Below are 17,897 nucleotides of genomic sequence, written 5' to 3'. Positions count from 1 at the left end.
CCCGCGGAAGGGACGAGATCGGTGAGCTCATGGGCCTCGCCCGCCGGGCCTCAGATGTTGCGGCGGTACTGGCCGCCCGCCTCGAACAGCGCCTCGGTGATCTGCCCCAGCGAGCAGACCCGCACCACGTCCATCAGCACCGCGAAGACGTTCTCCCCCGAGGTGGCCGCCTCGCGCAGCCGGCGCAGCGCCGCCGGGGCCTCCTCGCGGTGGGCGGCGTGGAACTCCGCCAGCCGCCGCAGCTGGCTGCGCTTTTCCTCCTCGGTGGCGCGGGCCAGCTCCAGCGGGCCGTTGAGGTGGTCGTCCTTGTCGGAGGTGAAGGTGTTGACGCCGATGATCGGCAGCGACCCGTCGTGCTTGCGCTGCTCATACAGCATCGACTCGTCCTGGATGCGGCCGCGCTGGTAGCCGGTCTCCATGGCGCCGAGCACCCCGCCGCGCTCGCTGAGGCGCTCGAACTCCGCCAGCACCGCCTCCTCCACCAGGTCGGTGAGCTGCTCGATGATGAACGAGCCCTGGTTGGGGTTCTCGTTCTTGGCCAGCCCCCACTCCCGGTTGATGATCAGCTGGATCGCCATGGCGCGGCGCACCGACTCCTCGGTGGGGGTGGTGATCGCCTCGTCGTAGGCGTTGGTGTGCAGGCTGTTGCAGTTGTCGTAGATGGCGATCAGCGCCTGCAGCGTGGTGCGGATGTCGTTGAAGTCCATCTCCTGGGCGTGCAGCGACCGCCCGGAGGTCTGGATGTGGTACTTGAGCTTGCAGCCGCGCTCACTGGCCCCGTACCGCTCCCGCATCGCGATGGCCCAGATGCGGCGGGCCACCCGGCCCAGCACGCTGTATTCGGGGTCCATGCCGTTGGAGAAGAAGAACGACAGGTTGTGGGCGAAGTCGTCGATGTGCATGCCCCGCGCCAGGTAGGCCTCCACGTAGGTGAAGGCGTTGGCCAGCGTGAAGGCCAGCTGGGTGATGGGGTTGGCCCCGGCCTCGGCGATGTGGTAGCCGGAGATCGACACCGAGTAGAAGTTGCGCACTCCGTTGGCGACGAACCACTCCTGGATGTCGGCCATCATGCGCAGCGCGAAGTCGGTGGAGAAGATGCAGGTGTTCTGGCCCTGATCCTCCTTGAGGATGTCGGCCTGGACGGTGCCGCGCACCGTGGCCAGCACCCGGGCGCGCAGCTCGGCGGCCTCCTGCTCGGTGGGCGGGCGGCCGTGCTCGGCGGTGAAGCGGTCGATCGCCTGGTCGATCGCGGTGTTGAAGAAGAACGCCAGGATCACCGGGGCCGGCCCGTTGATCGTCATCGACACCGAGGTCTTCGGGTCGGTCAGGTCGAACCCCGCATACAGCGCCTTCATGTCGTCCAAGGTGGCGATCGACACCCCGGAGGTGCCCACCTTGCCGTAGATGTCGGGCCGCTCGGCCGGGTCGTGCCCGTACAGCGTCACCGAGTCGAAGGCGGTGGACAGCCGGGTGGCCGGCTGGCCCTCGGACAGCTTCTTGAAGCGCCGGTTGGTGCGGAAGGGGTCGCCCTCCCCGGCGAACATGCGGGTGGGGTCCTCATCGTCCCGCTTGAAGGGGAACACCCCCGCGGTGAACGGGAAGCGGCCCGGCAGGTTCTCCGAGCGCAAGAAGCGCAGCAGGTCGCCGTGGTCGCTGTAGCGGGGCAGCGCCACGCGGGGGATGCGGGTGCCGGCGAGGGTCTCCCGCCACAGCGGGGTGCGGATCTCCCGGTCCCGGACGCGGACGACCAGCTCCTCCCGCGAGTAGTCGGCCACGGTCTGCGGCCAGGACTCCAGCAGCTCGCGGGTCTCGTCCTTGATCTGCCGTTCGGTCTCGGCCAGCAGCTCATCCAGCGCGGCCACGTCCGCGCCGGCCTCGGCGGCCAGGTCGCGGGCGGTCCGCAGGTGCTGCCTGCGGCGCACGGCCTCGGCCTGGGCCTTGGTCTCGGCGTGGTAGGCCGCCACGGTGCGGGCGATCTCGGCCAGATAGCCGGAGCGCTCCGGCGGGATGACGGCCTGGATGCGGGAGGAGACCCGGCCGGGCACCCGCGGCAGCACACCGCCGCCGGCGGGCAGGCCGTGCTCGGCCAGCAGCTCGCGCAGGTGGTGGTAGAGGGCGGTGACGCCGTCGTCGTTGAAGCGGGCGGCGATGGTGCCGAACACCGGCATGTCCTCGGGCTTGGCGCCGAAGGCCTCGCGGTTGCGCACCAGCTGGCGGCGCACGTCGCGCAGCGCGTCCTCGGCGCCGCGCCGCTCGAACTTGTTGATGGCCACCGCGTCGGCGAAGTCCAGCATGTCGATCTTCTCCAGCTGGGAGGCCGCGCCGAACTCGGGGGTCATCACATACAGCTTGACGTCGGCGAACGGCACGATGGCCGCATCGCCCTGGCCGATGCCCGGGGTCTCCACGATCACCAGGTCGTAGCCGGCGGCCTTGCAGGCGGCGATGACGTCGCCCAGGTGCTCGGGCAGCTCCCGGGCGCCCCGGGTGGCCAGGGAGCGGAAGTAGGTGACGCCCTCGGCCAGGGAGTTCATCCGGATCCGGTCCCCCAGCAGCGCGCCGCCGCTGCGCCGCCGGGTGGGGTCCACGGCGATCACGGCGATGCGCAGCTTGTCTTCGGTGTCCACCCGGAAGCGGCGCACCAGCTCGTCGGTGAGGGAGGACTTGCCCGATCCCCCGGTGCCGGTGATGCCCAGCACCGGCACCGTCCGGCCCGCCGCGGCCTGGCGCACCGCCTGCAGCCCTTCCGGCCCGCCGCGGCCCGCCTCGATGATCGTGATGGCGCGGGCCAGCGCCCGCACGTCCCCGCCGGCCAGCTCCGCGGCCAGCTCCGCGAGGTTCCCCTGGGCGGCCAGGTCCACGTCGCACTCGCGGATCAGCTGGTTGATCATTCCGGGCAGGCCGAGCCGCTGGCCGTCGGCGGGCGAGAAGATCCGCGCCACCCCGTGGGCGTGCAGCAGCTCGATCTCCTCGGGGACGATGACGCCGCCGCCCCCGCCGTAGACGCGGATGTGCCCGGCGCCGCGCTCGGCCAGCAGGTCCACCAGGTAGCGGAAGAACTCCACATGCCCGCCCTGGTAGGAGCTGACCGCCACCCCCTGGACGTCCTCGGCGATGGCGGCCTCGACGATCTCGGCGACCGACCGGTTGTGCCCCAGGTGGATCACTTCGGCGCCCTGGGCCTGCAGGATGCGCCGCATGATGTTGATCGCCGCGTCGTGCCCGTCGAACAGCGCTGCCGCGGTGACGAACCGAACGGGGTGCACGGGATGGTGCAGGGCGGACGTAGTGGTCATACAAAAATACTAGGACGTCCAACTATCTGACGTCCATACACCAGGGGGCGGCAAAACCCCGGATTCGCAAAATTCCCGCAGGTCAGCCGGTGGCGCTCGCCCAGGGATCGGCCGCCTCCGGGCCGAAGTCCCCGGCCGCCTGCCGGATCCGGCGCAACAACCCGCTCAACGCCACCGCCTCCCGCTCGCTCAGCATGCCCAGCCCGAAGTCGATGCCGTTGAGCACCTCGGTGGCCGCCACCGCCACCTGACGGCCCCGCTCGCTGATCTCCGCCAGCACCCGCCGCCGGTCGGCCGGGTCGGGCACCCGCCGCACCAGCCCGGCCGCCTGCAGCCGGTCGATGGTGTTGGTGATGCTGGTCGGGTGCACCATCAGCCGCTCGCCCATCTTGCCCAGCGGCAGCCGTCCCGCCCGGCTGAAGTGCAGCAGCACCAGCGCCTCGTAGCTGGCGAAGGTCAGCCCGTACGGCTTGAGGGCGCGCTCGACCTCGCCGAGCAGGATCTGCTGCACCCGCATCACCGAGGTGATGGCCGCCATGTGCTCGGCGTGCTCGGGCCAGCGCCGCAGCCACTGCCGGCGGGCCTCGGCGATCGGGTCGAGGGGGGCTCCGGTCGTCATCACCGGCAACCGTACCGTCCCTTCGCGGCGACGACGGCAACGGAACACCGATCCCCGCCGGCCGAGCCGCGTCGCGGCACACGCCCCGCGGCCCGGAACGCCCACCGGAGGCGGTCTCACCGGACCCGCTTCAGGTCTCGCCGAGCGCGGCGCGCAGACGCTCGCGCCGCCGCTCCAGCGTCTCGATCAAAGCGGCCAGTTCCTCGCGCTGGGTGATCTCCTCGGCGGCGTCCCCGAAGTCCTGGGGCTCCTCGCTCGGCGGAGCGGCCTCCGCGCGCAGGACGGCCAGGTCGTTCTCCACCTCGCGCAGCTGCGCCCGCAGGTCCTCGGCGGTCTCCTCGGCAGGATCCATGCCCATCCGTCCCCTCGTGTCCTCTGCACCGTGCGGAGGATCTTCCCTGGGCGGGACGCTCCAACCGGGCCGATGGTCCCCGGCGGCGCAGGTCAGTCCGGCGGCATCCGGCGGTGCTCGGGAACGGGCGGCGGGAGATCCGGCGGCAGATCGTCCTCGTCGTCATCGTCGTCATCGGGACGGGGCTCCCGCTCCCGCGGCTTCCCGCTGCTGGGGTGGAGGGTGACGGTGATGCCGGGCTCGACCCTGCTGCCCGGGCCGGGGGACGTCTCGGCGACGGTGCCCGCGGGGTATTCGGAGTCGACCGCCGCGCCCACGACCACCCGGAACCCGGCCCGCCGCAGCCGTTCCATGGCGTCCGGCAGCTTCAGCCCCCGCACGTCCGGCAGCTCCACCAGGTCCTCGCCGGAGCCGCGGCTGAAGAAGTGCGCCGGGGGCCGCTGGAAGGAGGAGGCCGGACGCCCCGCCAGCGCGCCGATCATGGTGTCGCGCCAGATCGGGGCGGGAATGGTGGCGCCGAACACCGCCCCATAGCAGCGGCCGTCCATGCACAGGCTGGTCATCGGGTACTTGTAGCCGCCGCGCGGGTCGCCCACCCACACCGCCGCGGCCAGCTCGGGGGTGTAGCCGGCGAACCAGGCCGCCGAGTAGTTGTCGACGGTGCCGGTCTTGCCCGCCGCCGGGCGGCCGATGCCCATCCCGCGGGCGGTGCCCTTGGTGAGCACCCCGGCCAGGACGTGGTTGACGGCGTCGGCGGTGCCCTTCTTCATCACCTGCTTGCACTCGGGCTCGGGCACCTTGAGCTTGCGGCCGCTGGTGTGGGTGATGGAGGTGATGGCGATGGGCTTGCAGTACTTGCCGCGGGCGGCGAAGGCCGCGTACGCCGCCGCCATCCGCAGCGGGGAGACGGCGTTGAACCCCAGGGTGAAGGAGGGGAACTGCTCCAGCGGCTTGCCGTTGGCCTGCCGCATCCCGAGCTTTTCGGCCATCTTCACCGTGTCGCACAGCCCCACCTTCTTCTGCAGCGCCAAAAAGAAGGTGTTGACCGAGTGGTGGGTGCCGGTGACCAGGCTGAAGGAGCGTCCGCCCTCCCCGTCGGCGGAGTTGCGCAGCGGCTTGGTGTCGCCGACCGGCTGGCCCTTGCAGTTGCGGTAGCCGGTGGGGACGTAGCGGACCGGCGCCATCAGGCGGGTGCCGAACGGCATGCCCTCCTCCAGCGCCGCCGCCAGCGTGAACGCCTTGAACGTGGAGCCGGCCTGCATGCCGATGCTGGAGCCGTGGCTGGCGTCGGCGGCGAAATTGATCCAGGTCTTGCCGCGCTCGGAGTCCGGGCCCAGCTCCCGGTCCACCGCCATGCCCTTGATGTGGCCGGTGCCCGGCTCGATCAGCACCTCGGCGGCGGCCTTGCCGGCGGAGTTCTTGGGCGGCACGTGCCGGTCCACGGCGCGCTGGGCGGCCTGCTGGGTCTGCGGGTCCAGCGTGGTGCGGATGATCAGGCCGCCGCGTTTGAGCAGCCGCTCGCGTTCGGCGGCGCTCTTGCCGAAGACCGGGTTGGTCAGGATCTCCCGCTGCACGTAGTCGCAGAAGAACGGGGCCTTGCTGACCGTGCAGCCGTTGGGGGTCTCGGTGATCTTCAGCTTGATCGGCTCGGCGGCGGCCCGGCGGGCCTGCTCGGGGTCCGCCCAGCCCAGCTCCACCATCCGGTTCAGCACCACGTCGCGGCGCTCGCGGGCGGCCCCCGGGTGCAGCCGGGGGTTGTAGGCCTGGGGGTTGCGGATGATCCCGGCGAGGGTGGCCGCCTGCCCCAGCGTCAGCTTGGCGGCGGAGGTGGAGAAGTAGCGCCGGGCCGCGGCCTCGATGCCGTAGGCGCCGTCCCCGAAGTAGGCGATGTTGAGGTAGCGCTGGAAGATCTCGTCCTTGGAGAAGCGCTTTTCTATCGCCACCGCGTGCTTGAGCTCATACAGCTTGCGGGCGGGAGTGAGGGCCAGCGCCCGCTGCTGCTCCTCCTTGGAGTCGGCCTGGTACAGCAGCAGGTTCTTGACGTACTGCTGGGTGATGCCCGAGCCGCCCTGGGTGACCTGGCCGGAGTTCAGGTTCTTGAGCAGCGCCCGCAGCGTGCCCTGGGCGTCCAGCGCGCCGTGCTGGTAGAAGCGGCTGTCCTCGATCGCCAGCACCGCCTGCCGGGCCACCGGGGCGACCTGGTCCAGCTTCACCTCGACGCGGTTCTGGTAGTAGAAGGTGGCGATGGTGGAGCCGTCGGCGGCCAGGATCTTCGAGCGCTGCGCCAGCGGCCCCAGGTCCAGGTCCGCCGGCTCCTCCTGGAGCCAGTTGGCGCCGTCGCGCGCGCCGACCCCCACCGTGCAGGCCACGGGCAGCACGATCAGCGCGACCAGCACCCCGGCCAGCGAGCCCATGCCGGCCAGTCCGCGCAGCGCGCCGACGGCGTCGCGGCGCCGCGCGCGTTCGGTTGCTCCTGGAGGCACGCCCCTAATGTAGACCTGGCACCGGAGGCGGCCCCAGCGACTGTCCCCGACCTGGGCCCCCTTCTTGGGTCCCGGCACAGCCGGCGGCGGTCCGGGAAAGGGGTCACTCCTTGCGGGAGGACTCCCACTGGCGCACCCGGGCGGCATAGGCGCGGGCCACCGTGCGCAGCGCGGCCTCGGGGTCCCGCCCCGCCTCCCGTGCCCTGCGGACGAGCTCGAACAGCTCCACGCCCAGTTCCTCGCCGCTCTCCTCGGCCAGTTCGCGCCACACCTCCTGGGGAACCCCGGCGCGGGCGGCGCGCCGCTGCAGCTGGGCCGCCAGCGACAGCGCCGGCTGCCCCATCGCCACGCCGTCCAGGATGGAGGCCTTCTCCCCCTTGGCGGCGCGTTCGGCGGCCTTGATCTGCTCCCAGTTGGCGTTGACCTCGTCGGCGTCGGCCACCGTCACGTCGCCGAAGACGTGCGGGTGGCGGCGCACCAGCTTGTCGACGATGCCGGCGGCCACATCGTCGATGGTGAAGCGGGTGTCGTCGGTGCGCTCCTCGGCGACGCGGGCGTGGAAGACCACCTGCATCAGCACATCGCCCAGTTCCTCGCGCAGCGCCGCATAGTCGCCGTCCTCGACGGTGTCGGCCAGCTCGTAGGCCTCCTCCAGCAGGTACGGCACCAGCGTGGCGTGGGTCTGCTTGCGGTCCCAGGGGCACTGGCGGCGCAGCGTGTCCATCACCGACACCAGGTCCAGCAGCCGCGCCCCCGGCAGGTCGTAGGAGCCGTGCAGCACCTCGACCTCCACCGGCTCGGGCGCGGCGACCACCAGTTCGCCGACCCGGCGCATCAGCTCCTCGTCCCCGTCGGGGTCGGCCACCCACACCACGGCCCGGTCGGCGGCGGCCCGCACCAGCAGCTCGGCCAGCGGACCGGCCTCGGTCCGCTCGACGATCTCCACGGCGACATCGGCCTCGCGCAGGTACGGCAGCTGCGGCTGCCCGTCGCGGGCCAGCACCCGGTCGGCCGAGCGCAGCGCCTGCCAGGCCCGCCAGCTCAGCAGCCCGGCCGGCACCCGGTGGGTGGTCGCCAGCACGGTCAGCCCCATGTCAGCCGGCGCTCCCCGGAGCCCGCCCGGTGCCGGTCTCGCCCTTCGACAGCCGGTGGACGACCGGGCCCACCGCCAGCTGGTCGATCCGGAACGTGCCGTACCGGGGGTTGATCTTGATGTTCATGCGCCGGGCGGTCTCGGTGTACAGCGCCACCGCCCGGCGGTTGGCCTGGACGTTGCGCTCGCTGCCCTGCACGCCGTCGTCGCCGTAGCGCCGCAGCAGCTCCTGCTGGATGTGCAGGTCGCGGAACAGGTCGCGGGTGTAGCCGACCGGAAGCCCCAAGGCCAGGGTGGTGGACTCGGCCTCGCGCTGCCCGCCGAACTGCTCGATCAGCCGGTCGACCCGGCTGTTGCCGGCGTCGATGCCCTGTTCGCGGGCCACCCGGTCGGAGATGCGGATGCGCACCAGGTGCGAGAGCGCAAGGCGCATCTCCGACTCGCTGACCGAGTCCAGCGGCAGCTGCTGGCCGGGGGCGGAGGTGCGGCTGCGCTTCATGTTGGCCTCGGGGTCGGCGCGGAACTGCTCGTTCCACTGCCGGACGGTGCGGTCCAGCGAGGCGGTGGTGATCCGCTCGTCGCCGATGATGACCGCCGAGCCCATCTTCATCGGCTGGCAGGAGGTCAGCAGCACGGCGGCGACCCCGGCCGTCAGCGCCGTCTTCACGGGGATACGGAACACGAGGCTCCCATCGTCACAAGTCGTCTTCACTAGGTGCGCGCGGGCTCGGCGAACATTGCCTCCACCAGGTCGGTGGCCCACTTCAGCAGGGCGACGTCCCGCAGCGGGCGGCCGCCCAGCGGCGCCGTCTTCGGCGCCGGCACCAGCAGGGTACGCGCAGCGGCCTTGTAGATGCTCTTGGGGTACAGCCGCTGCAGCCGCACCTGCTTGGAGTCCGGCAGCTCCACCGGGGCGAACTTGATGTGGTTGCCCTGGACGGTGACCTCGGTGAGCCCGGCGCGGCGGGCGCGGGCCCGGAACCGGGCGACCTCCAGCAGGTTGAGCACCGGCTCCGGCGGGGCGCCGAAGCGGTCGGTCAGCTCATCCCGCACCTCGGCGATCTCCTCGTCGGAGGTGATGGCGGCGATCCTGCGGTAGGCGTCCAGCCGCAGCCGCTCCCCCGGCACATAGTCGTGCGGCAGGTGCGCGTCGACCGGCAGCTCCACCTTGGTCTCCGGCAGCTGGGGCGGCTCGGGCTCGCCGCCGGCCTTGGCCTTCAGCTCGCGGACGGCCTCGCCGACCATCCGCACATACAGGTCGAAGCCGACGCCGGCGACGTGGCCGGACTGCTCCACGCCCAGGATGTTGCCGGCCCCGCGGATCTCCAGATCCTTCATCGCCACGTACATGCCGGCGCCCATCTCGGTGTGCTGGGCGATGGTGGCCAGCCGCTCGTGCGCGGTCTCGCTCAGCGGGCTCTCCGGCGGGTACAGGAAGTAGGCGTAGCCGCGTTCGCGGCCCCGGCCGACCCGGCCGCGCAGCTGGTGCAGCTGCGACAGGCCGTAGGTGTCGGCGCGGTCCACGATCAGCGTGTTGGCGTTGGGGATGTCCAGGCCGGACTCGACGATGGTGGTGGCCACCAGCACGTCGTAGTTCTTCTCCCAGAAGTCCACCATGACCTTCTCGAGCTGGTGCTCGTTCATCTGGCCATGGGCGGTGGCGATGCGCGCCTCGGGGACCAGCTCCTTGAGCTTGGCGGCCACCCGGTCGATGGAGCGGACCCGGTTGTGGACGAAGAACACCTGCCCTTCGCGCAGCAGCTCGCGGCGGATGGCGGCGGCGATCTGCTTGTCGTCGTACGGGCCGACGAAGGTCAGGATCGGGTGCCGCTCCTCCGGCGGGGTCAAGATGGTCGACATCTCCCGGATGCCGGTCAGGCCCATCTCCAGCGTCCGCGGGATGGGGGTGGCCGACATCGCCAGCACGTCCACCTGGGTGCGCAGCCGCTTGAGCTCTTCTTTGTGCTCGACCCCGAACCGCTGCTCCTCGTCGATGATCACCAGGCCCAGGTCCTTGAAGCGGGCCTGCGCCGAAAACAGCCGGTGGGTGCCGATCACCAGATCCACGGTGCCGTCGGCCAGGCCGCGCAGGGTCTGTTCGACCTCGGCGTCGGTCTGGAAGCGGCTGAGCGGTTTGACCACCACCGGGAAGGGGGCGAAGCGCTCGGTGAAGGTGGACAGGTGCTGCTGCACCAGCAGCGTGGTGGGCACCAGCACCGCCACCTGCTTGCCGTCCTGGATGGCCTTGAACGCCGCGCGCACCGCGATCTCGGTCTTGCCGTAGCCGACGTCGCCGCAGATCAGCCGGTCCATCGGGACCGGTTTTTCCATGTCGGCCTTGACCTCTTCGATCGCCGCGAGCTGGTCGGCGGTCTCGGTGTAGGGGAAGGCGTCCTCCAGCTCCCGCTGCCAGGGGGTGTCGGGGCCGAAGGCGTGGCCGGGGGTGGCCATCCGCGCCGAGTACAGCCGGATCAGCTCCCCGGCGATCTGCCGGACGGCCTTGCGCGCCCTGGCCTTGGACTTGGCCCAGTCGGCGCCGCCGAGCCGGTGCAGGGTGGGGGACTCCCCGCCCACGTAGCGGGTGATCTCCTCCAGCTGGTCGGTGGGGACGAACAACCGGTCCCCGCGGGCGTACTCCAGCACCAGGTACTCGCGGGTGGCGCCCTGCACGGTGCGGCTGACCATCTCCACGTAGCGGCCGACGCCGTGCTGCTCGTGGACGACGTAGTCGCCGGGGCGCAGCTGCAGCGGGTCGATGCCGCCGCGCCGCCGCGAGGGCATGCGCCGCATGTCCCGGGTGGAGGCGCGCTGCCCGGACAGGTCGGTCTCGGTGAGCAGCGCCAGGCGGGCCGCCGGCCACACCAGGCCGCCGCCGAGCGTCCCGGTGGTCACGTGGACGACCCCCGGCTCGGGGGGCTCGGGCAGGTCGGCCAGGCGGGCGCCCAGGCCCTCCTCGCCCAGCATCTCCGCCAGCCGCGCGGCGGGCCCGTGCCCGGCCGTCACCAGCACCACCCGCCAGCGTTCGTCCACCCAGCGTTTGATGTCGCCGACCATCCGGGCGGTGTCGCCCCGGTACTGCTCGGCGGGGTGGACGTCCAGCTGGACGGCGTCCTCTTCCTCGGGGGTGAGCGCGGTCACCGTCCAGCGGGCCAGGCCGAGGGCGGCCGCCTGCTCGCGCACCTCCGCCAGGTCGCGGAAGGCGGCGGCGCCCAGGTCGATGGGGGCCTGGCCGCCGGCGGCGGCGTTGACCCAGCTGGCCTCCAGGAACTCCTGGCTGGTGCGCACCAGCTCGTGCGCCCGGGTGCGGATGCGCTCCGGCTCGCACACCAGCAGGGACGACCCTTCGGGCAGCAGCTCCACCAGCAGCTGCATCCGGTCGGCCAGCACCGGGGAGAAGGCCTCCATGCCCTCGACCGCCTCGCCGTCGGCGATCCGCAGCAGGACCTCCTCCAGCGCCGGGTGCCGTTCGGCCAGCTCGCGGGCCCGCTGCCGGACGGCGGCGTTCAGCGGCAGCTCCCGGCACGGCGGCGCCCACAGCCCGTCTTGGGCGACCTCCAGGGAGCGCTGGTCGGCGGCCTTGAAGTAGCGGATCTCCTCGACGGCATCGCCCCAGAACTCCACCCGCAGCGGGTGTTCCTCGGTGGGCGGGAAGACGTCCAGGATGCCACCGCGCACGGCCAGCTCGCCGCGTTTTTCGACCAGGTCGACCCGCTGGTAGCCGGCGTCCGCCAGGCGCCGCACGACCTCCTCCAGGTCGGCCTCGTCGCCGGTGCGCAGCCGCACCGGCTCCAGGTCGCCCAGCCCGGAGACGATCGGCTGCAGCACCGCCCGCACCGGGGTGACCACCACATCCAGCGGCCCGGCGGCCACGTCGTCGGGGTCGGGGTGGGCCAGGCGGCGCAGCACCGCCAGGCGCCGGCCGACGGTGTCCGAGCGCGGCGACAGCCGCTCGTGCGGCAGCGTCTCCCAGGCCGGAAAGTGCGCCACCCGGTGGGGGTCCAGAAAGCAGCCCAGCGCCGCGGTCAGGTCCTCGGCCTCGCGGCCGGTGGCGGTCACCGCCAGCACCACGCCCGTCTCGCTCGCCCGGGCCAGCGAGGCGGCCACGATCGGCCACAGCGCCGCCGGGGCCACCAGGTCGTGGTCGGCGCGCGCCCGCCGCAGCGCCTGCGCCAGGGCCCGATCGCCGGCGGCGACGTCCAAAAGTCCAGTAAGAGTCATGATCACCCAGGGTCGGCAGGCCAGGCCGCGACAGCCCCGCCCGGGGGCGGCCCGAAGAACCCGGGGTCCCCGCGGGCGACCTTCCGGGCCGCCTCCAGTCTACGCACCGCCCGGGCGGCCGCCGGTGCGGCGAGCACGCCCCTCGTCCCGCCGGCGGTCATGTCAGGAACACGTCAAGGTACCGCAAATAACGGACGCTGCGGAGTCGGATGGCTACTCTGCGGAGCGTGACCGACCTGTGTACGCCGCCGGTCAGCGACGGCGATCTGTTCTCCGCACGCGCCCGCCAGTACGCCCACGCGCAGCGGGGCCGGCCCCTGCGCATCCTGGAGGCCGGCTGCGGCTGGGGGGGCGGTCTGGACCTCGGCGACGTGGAGCGCCATGTGACCGGGGTGGACCTGGACGTCCCCGCGCTGCGCGCGCACACCGAGGCCCGCACCGACCTGGACGCCTTCCACCTGGGCGACCTGCGCACGGTGCCGCTGCCGCCGCGGGCCTTCGACATCGTCCACGCCCCGTTCCTCATCGAGCGGCTGCCGCACGCCGAGCTGGTGCTGGACCGGATCGTGGCCGCGCTCAAGCCGGGCGGGCTGCTGCTGGTCACGCTGCGCGACCGGGGCACCGCCTTCGGCTTCGTGGACCGGCTGCTGCCGTCCCGCGGCCCGCTGCGGCGCCGCCGCCGCGGCGGCGACGAGCCGCCGCCGGCCGTCTACGAGCCGGTGACCTCCCGCGCGGGCATGCACTGGTACTGCATGATGCGGGGGCTGGCCATCGCCGAGGAGTACCTGTCCGACCGGCTGCTGGCCGGGGCCGGGCGCGGCACCGCGACGATGTGCCGGCTGGTGGCGGCCTGCAGCCGGGGCCGGCTGCCGGGCACCCACAGCGAGGTGACGCTGGTCATCCGCAAACCGGAGAACCGGTTCGCCCGGGTCATCTGACCGCCGCGGCCGCCTCGGTCCGCACCGGTTCCCGCTCGGCCGCCGCAGGAGGCCGGTCCTTGTCACCGGGAACCGGACTCGATGTGCACCGGCCGCCCGCTCGGCAGTATTTTTTGGCGCGTACCCCAACTGACCTGGCCGGCCCGGGATGTCGCCTGGGCCGGGAACGGAGAGAAGCGGTGACCGCCGAAGCCGGCCTTCCTGAGATGCTGCGCGACCTGCCGGCCTGGACGCCCGACCCGGTCGAGCTGGCCGATCTGGAGCTGCTGCTGGCCGGGGCCTACCGTCCGCTGGCGGGCTTTTTGGGTTCGTTCGATGCCGCGATGGTGATCGCCGGTGGGCGACTGGCGGACGGCACGCCCTGGCCGGTGCCGGTCACGTTGGCGGTCCCCAAGGAGATGACCGACTGCGAGCGGCTGGTGCTGCAGGACCCCGAGGGCGTGCCGCTGGCGGTGCTGCAGGTCACCGAGGCCTGGCAGGACCCCACCTCCTCGGGGTGGCGGCTGGCCGGTCCGCTGGAGCCGCTGCGGGCCCCGGCGCACGGACCGTTCCACCGGCTGCGGCGCCGTCCCGAGCAGGTCGCCGCCGAGCTGACGGGCGGCCCGGTGCTGGCGGTGACCACCCGCGAGCCGCTGCACCGCAAGCAGCTCGGCCAGCTCCGCCAGCTCACCGAGCAGCTCGGCGCCACGGTGCTGGTGCTGCCGCTGCTGGGCGGCGACCACGACGAGTCGCTGGTGCGGGCGCTGCTGGCGGTGCGCCGGGAGCTGCCCGAGGGCACGCAGGTGGTGCCGGTGCCGCTGCCGCCGCGCCCGGAGGCCCCGTCCGGCTCCGACCGCGACCTGCTGCTGCGCTCGCACGTGGCGGCGGCCTATGGGGCGACCCACCTGATGAGCGACCGGGAGGTCGAGGGCGGTGCGATCCCGGCGGTGGTGCCCGAGCCGTGGGCCTATGACGCCGACGTGGAGGTGTGGCGTCCCCTGGCCCGCATCGACCCCGAGCACGTGCGGGCCGAGCTGACCCAAGAGGAGCTCAACGAGCTGCTGGACAAGGGCGAGCCGATCCCCGAGTGGTTCACCCCGCCGGCGGTGGCCGCCGAGCTGGCCGCGGCGCGCCCGCCGAAGCTGCGCCGCGGGCTGACGGTGTTCTTCACCGGATTGTCGGGCTCGGGCAAGTCGACGGTGGCGCGCGGGCTGGCCGACGCGCTGATCGAGCGCGGCGGACGCACCGTGACGCTGCTGGATGGGGACGTGGTGCGGCGGCTGCTGTCGGCCGGGCTGACGTTCTCCAAGGCCGACCGGGACCTCAACATCCGGCGGATCGGCTATGTGGCCGCCGAGATCACCCGGCACGGCGGGGTGGCGATCTGCGCGCCCATCGCCCCGTACGCGGCCACCCGCGCCGAGGTGCGCAAGATGGTGTCGGCGGTCGGGGATTTCGTGCTGGTGTATGTGGCCACTCCGCTGGAGGAGTGCGAGCGGCGCGACCGCAAGGGCCTGTACGCCAAGGCGCGGGCGGGGCTGATCCAGGAGTTCACCGGCATCTCCGATCCTTATGAGGAGCCCGACGACGCCGACCTGGTGCTGGACACCTCCCAGATGACCCCTGAGGAGGCGGTGCAGCGGGTGCTGGACCTGCTGGTGGCCGGGGGCTGGGTGCGACCGGAGTGAATTCCTGAGACCTGCGTATTCTGGTGGGCGGTTTGCCAGAATTGTCCACTAAATAAGTAGGTCATGCCGATGCACTTCGACTACGCCATGGCGCTCGGCTCGTTCCTGGTGGCCATCGTCATCGGGCTCACCGGCATGGGCGGCGGCGCGCTGATGACGCCGATGCTGGTGACCTTCTTCGGGGTCTCCCCGCTGACGGCGGTCTCCAGCGACCTGGTGGCCGCCGCGGTGATGAAGCCGGTCGGCAGCGCCGTGCACTACCGCCGGGGCACCATCGACATGCGCCTGGTGGGCTGGCTGTGCGTCGGCTCGGTGCCGGCCGCCTTCTGCGGGGTGCTGGTCGCCCGCGCCCTGGGCGACGGCGAAGAGGTCCAGGACGTCATCCGCAACGCCATGGGGGTCGCGCTGCTGATCGCCGCCGCCGGGCTGGCGGTGCGGATCTACCAGGCGATGGTGGACCGGGCGGCCCGCCACCCCAAGGCACGGCGGCGCACCGCCGAACCGGGCGAGCCGGCCGCCGTGGAACCCCCCGCGATCAAAGTGCGGCCCATCCCCACCGCGCTGGTCGGCGCGATCGGCGGGCTGGTGGTCGGCATCACCTCGGTGGGCTCCGGCTCACTGATCATCGTGGGGCTGCTGGCGCTGTACCCGACGCTGAAGGCCAACCAGCTGGTGGGCACCGACCTGCTGCAGGCGGTGCCGCTGGTCTTCTCCGCGGCGCTGGGGCATCTGCTGTTCGGCGACTTCCACCTGGAGGTCACCTTGGCGCTGCTGGCCGGCTCCATCCCGGGCGTCTACCTGGGCTCGCGGATCTCCTCGCGCGCCCCCGGCGGCCTGATCCGCCGGCTGCTGGCGCTGGTCCTGCTGGCCTCCGCGCTGAAGATGTTCGGTCTCGGCCCCACCGCCATGGCCTGGAGCCTGCTGGGCGCCATCGCCGCCGCCGTCGCGGTGTGGCTCTTCGTCCGCCACCGCCACGGCCTGCCGCTGCTGCGGCCGGCGCGGGACGAGCCGCAGCGGGCCGGCGCCGTGGCCGACCGGGACTCCTGAGCCGCCCCGCGCCCGCCCCAGACCCCTTGGCGGCGCTTTCCGGCGCTCTGCCCGCGTTTCCCGTAGACTCTCCCAGCCTGCGCCCTGGGCAGGAGGACCGAGCTGGGAGCATGGGAATGGACTGGGCACACGACACCGTGGACGTCCTGGGTGTCGAGGTGAGCCGGCTCGACGCCGAGCGCTTCAGCGAGCTCATGGCCAAGGCCATCGCCACGCGGCGCCGGCTGACCGTGACCTTCGCCAACCCGAACTATGTGATGGCGGCCCGCAAGGACGCGCGGCTGCGCCAGATGATCAACTCCTTCGACCTCGTCCTGGCCGACGGGTGGGGCGTGGTGATGGCGACGCGGATCTTCGGCCGCCCGGTGCCCTGCCGGATGGCCAACGACGACCTCACCGACGAGTTCTTCGGCCTGGCCGCCCGGCACAACTGGCGCACCTACCTGCTCGGCAGCGCGCCCGGCGTCGCCGAGACCGCCGCGGCCAACCTGCGCCAGTGGTACCCGGGGCTGCCCATCGTCGGCGTCCAGCACGGGCACTGGGCCGATGAGTCGGGCCGCATCCCGCCCGCCGATGCCGACCGGCTCGTCAAGGAGATCAACGCCGCCCGCCCGGACATCCTGCACGTGGGCCTGGGCACCCCGCTGCAGCAGATCTTCGTGACCGAGAACCGGGACCGGCTCGACGTCCCGGTGATCGTCACCTGCGGCGCCTACCTGGAGCATTTGAGCGAGCGCCGGGACTGGTACCCGGCATGGGTGCTGCGGCTGCGCCTGGGCTGGCTCTACCGCCTCAGCCGGGACCCGAAGCGGCTGTGGTACCGCTACACCATCGAGCTGGGCTCTTATGTGCTGCGGGTGTTCGCCCACCGGATCCGTCACGGCAAGCAGTACTGAACCCTTCCGGCACGCCTCCTCCGGCCGAGGGCGCTCTGCTCACCGGCACTTTTCAGCACGCCGTCCCGGCCCTGCAGCGTCGCAACGCCCTGAGGTTTCCGCCCCCGGCCCTCAAGATGCACGCCGGGAAGGGCTCACCCGGATGAGGCCGTTCTCTCCTCGGCGAGCCGGTCGAGCAGGTCCGGGATCTCCGGATGCGCCAAGCGGTCGATCTTGCGGGCGAAGAAGGCGTCGCTGGCGCGCAGATCGGGCAGGTGCTCGGCGGTGATGATCTGCGGGTGCAGCTGCCGCCTTCCCCACTTGATGTAGCGCTTGCTGTCGTGCGCCACGTTCGGGGCCGGGTGGACGTTGAGCGTCATCGAGGCGATGAACGTCTCGTCCGGGATCGGCGCAAAGCGCAGGTAGGACAACATCCGCTCGGACATCTGCCGTGCATCCAGCACCGCGGCGACGGTGGGCGCCGACAGGTTGAACCACATGTCCCCCACATACAGCTCAACGCCGTTCCGATACGGGTGACGGCGTTTGAACGGCAGCGTCACCGAACGGCGGGAAAACGGTACGCGCCGCTTGTAGAGGTAGCGACGGCGAGTCAGCGCCTGCCAGGGGATGACGTCCTCGGCCGGGTCGGGGCCCACCCGGAAATATCGAAGGTAGGCGTCGTAGGGCGAGCCGGCGAGTTCCTGCTCGATGGCGCTCATCTTCCGGATCGGATAATCCTGCCCGGACACCAGCAGCGCCCAGGAGAACTCCGGAACGTTCCGGGCGACCCACTGCAGCGTCTTCCACTGCGCCTGCACCAGCGACAGCCTGCCCCACTTGCAGGGGATCGGATCGGGGATCACCGCCACCTGCGACGAGGGCGGAATCGACAGCGGCTCCCCGGAGGGGTCGTGATGGATGACGGCGAAGCTATTGGTTCCCTCGGTGATCCGGTGGATCAGGCGTGTCACCTGCTCACTGTCGCGGTGCGAAAGCACGATCACCGCAATCGGCCCTTTGGACATCGCTCCCCCGTTTCGGTTCCCCAGCGTCGTCCCGCGAGCCTATGTGCCGCTTATCCACACGGCGTTCAGTTATCACGAACGTTACTTGCGGTAACTCGCAAGCCATTTTGTGCGACTCCCCGCGTCGCACCGATCACGCTCCGGCGGCGTTTTTCGCTCCGCGGCCCATGCTCCCGCGCCGCCGCCCACTGCGGGAGGGCCTCCTGCGACCGCAGTCGGCCATGACGGCAATGCACCGGCAGAAGCACACCGAAAAGATCAATAGGGGAACCGCCCACCGC

The 17,897-nt window shown here is 72.0% G+C and carries 12 protein-coding genes; 4 read left to right on the top strand and 8 right to left on the bottom strand.

Going from position 1 to position 17,897, the window contains the following annotated elements; translation table 11 throughout:
- Nucleotides 1–50: 50 nt before the first annotated feature.
- The 7 genes from icmF to mfd all read right to left on the bottom strand — a co-directional run bounded on the left by icmF (nucleotide 51) and on the right by mfd (nucleotide 12,061).
- Nucleotides 51–3,296 (bottom strand): fused isobutyryl-CoA mutase/GTPase IcmF, encoded by a 3,246-nt coding sequence (gene icmF, locus BUE48_RS05090; protein WP_286989097.1) that lies wholly within the window; start codon nucleotides 3,294–3,296, stop codon nucleotides 51–53.
- Nucleotides 3,297–3,378: 82 nt separating this feature from the next.
- Nucleotides 3,379–3,915 (bottom strand): MarR family winged helix-turn-helix transcriptional regulator, encoded by a 537-nt coding sequence (locus BUE48_RS05085; RefSeq protein WP_012851398.1) that lies wholly within the window; start codon nucleotides 3,913–3,915, stop codon nucleotides 3,379–3,381.
- Between the two features lie 130 nt (nucleotides 3,916–4,045).
- Entirely contained in the window at nucleotides 4,046–4,267 is a 222-nt protein-coding gene (locus tag BUE48_RS05080) for a hypothetical protein (RefSeq protein WP_148232931.1), read from the bottom strand.
- A 92-nt stretch (nucleotides 4,268–4,359) separates the two neighbouring features.
- Nucleotides 4,360–6,750: a transglycosylase domain-containing protein gene (locus tag BUE48_RS05075; protein ID WP_286989095.1), complete on the bottom strand. Its 2,391-nt coding sequence runs from the start codon at nucleotides 6,748–6,750 to the stop codon at nucleotides 4,360–4,362.
- Nucleotides 6,751–6,853: 103 nt separating this feature from the next.
- The gene (gene mazG, locus BUE48_RS05070) at nucleotides 6,854–7,843 is read right to left on the bottom strand and encodes a nucleoside triphosphate pyrophosphohydrolase (protein ID WP_012851395.1); all 990 of its coding nucleotides are present in this window, start codon (nucleotides 7,841–7,843) and stop codon (nucleotides 6,854–6,856) included.
- 1 nt (nucleotide 7,844) lies between these two features.
- Nucleotides 7,845–8,510, bottom strand: a complete 666-nt coding sequence (locus BUE48_RS05065) for a hypothetical protein (protein ID WP_041439330.1) — start codon at nucleotides 8,508–8,510, stop codon at nucleotides 7,845–7,847.
- Nucleotides 8,511–8,554: 44 nt separating this feature from the next.
- Entirely contained in the window at nucleotides 8,555–12,061 is a 3,507-nt protein-coding gene (gene mfd, locus BUE48_RS05060) for a transcription-repair coupling factor (protein WP_286989092.1), read from the bottom strand.
- A gap of 227 nt (nucleotides 12,062–12,288) precedes the next feature.
- On the opposite strand from mfd, the gene BUE48_RS05055 reads away from it, so the two are divergent.
- The 4 genes from BUE48_RS05055 (at nucleotide 12,289) to BUE48_RS05040 (ending at nucleotide 16,609) form a co-directional block, all read left to right on the top strand.
- Nucleotides 12,289–12,999 (top strand): class I SAM-dependent methyltransferase, encoded by a 711-nt coding sequence (locus BUE48_RS05055; protein ID WP_148232930.1) that lies wholly within the window; start codon nucleotides 12,289–12,291, stop codon nucleotides 12,997–12,999.
- A gap of 179 nt (nucleotides 13,000–13,178) precedes the next feature.
- Nucleotides 13,179–14,666, top strand: coding sequence for an adenylyl-sulfate kinase (gene cysC, locus BUE48_RS05050; protein WP_012851391.1), 1,488 nt, complete (start codon nucleotides 13,179–13,181; stop codon nucleotides 14,664–14,666).
- 69 nt (nucleotides 14,667–14,735) lie between these two features.
- The gene (locus tag BUE48_RS05045; protein ID WP_502694593.1) at nucleotides 14,736–15,713 is read left to right on the top strand and encodes a sulfite exporter TauE/SafE family protein; all 978 of its coding nucleotides are present in this window, start codon (nucleotides 14,736–14,738) and stop codon (nucleotides 15,711–15,713) included.
- Nucleotides 15,714–15,829: 116 nt separating this feature from the next.
- The gene (locus BUE48_RS05040) at nucleotides 15,830–16,609 is read left to right on the top strand and encodes a WecB/TagA/CpsF family glycosyltransferase (RefSeq protein ID WP_012851389.1); all 780 of its coding nucleotides are present in this window, start codon (nucleotides 15,830–15,832) and stop codon (nucleotides 16,607–16,609) included.
- Nucleotides 16,610–16,743: 134 nt separating this feature from the next.
- On the opposite strand, the gene BUE48_RS05035 is transcribed toward BUE48_RS05040, so the two are convergent.
- Complete coding sequence (locus tag BUE48_RS05035; protein WP_012851388.1) at nucleotides 16,744–17,616, bottom strand: beta-1,6-N-acetylglucosaminyltransferase; 873 nt, start codon at nucleotides 17,614–17,616, stop codon at nucleotides 16,744–16,746.
- Nucleotides 17,617–17,897: the final 281 nt, after the last annotated feature.

It is taken from the genome of Thermomonospora sp. CIF 1 (assembly GCF_001896795.1).
GTDB classification, from domain to species: Bacteria; Actinomycetota; Actinomycetes; order Streptosporangiales; family Streptosporangiaceae; genus Thermomonospora; species Thermomonospora curvata.
This window is presented reverse-complemented; position numbering and strand designations above follow the sequence as displayed.

Bases quoted from the DNA above. Each gene is read 5' to 3' on its own strand.
- icmF (WP_286989097.1), bottom strand. From the start codon at position 3,296: ATGACCACTACGTCCGCCCTGCACCATCCCGTGCACCCCGTTCGGTTC.
- BUE48_RS05085 (WP_012851398.1), bottom strand. From the start codon at position 3,915: ATGACGACCGGAGCCCCCCTCGACCCGATCGCCGAGGCCCGCCGGCAG.
- BUE48_RS05080 (WP_148232931.1), bottom strand. From the start codon at position 4,267: ATGGATCCTGCCGAGGAGACCGCCGAGGACCTGCGGGCGCAGCTGCGC.
- mazG (WP_012851395.1), bottom strand. From the start codon at position 7,843: ATGGGGCTGACCGTGCTGGCGACCACCCACCGGGTGCCGGCCGGGCTG.
- mfd (WP_286989092.1), bottom strand. From the start codon at position 12,061: ATGACTCTTACTGGACTTTTGGACGTCGCCGCCGGCGATCGGGCCCTG.
- BUE48_RS05045 (WP_502694593.1), top strand. From the start codon at position 14,736: ATGCACTTCGACTACGCCATGGCGCTCGGCTCGTTCCTGGTGGCCATC.
- BUE48_RS05040 (WP_012851389.1), top strand. From the start codon at position 15,830: ATGGACTGGGCACACGACACCGTGGACGTCCTGGGTGTCGAGGTGAGC.
- BUE48_RS05035 (WP_012851388.1), bottom strand. From the start codon at position 17,616: ATGTCCAAAGGGCCGATTGCGGTGATCGTGCTTTCGCACCGCGACAGT.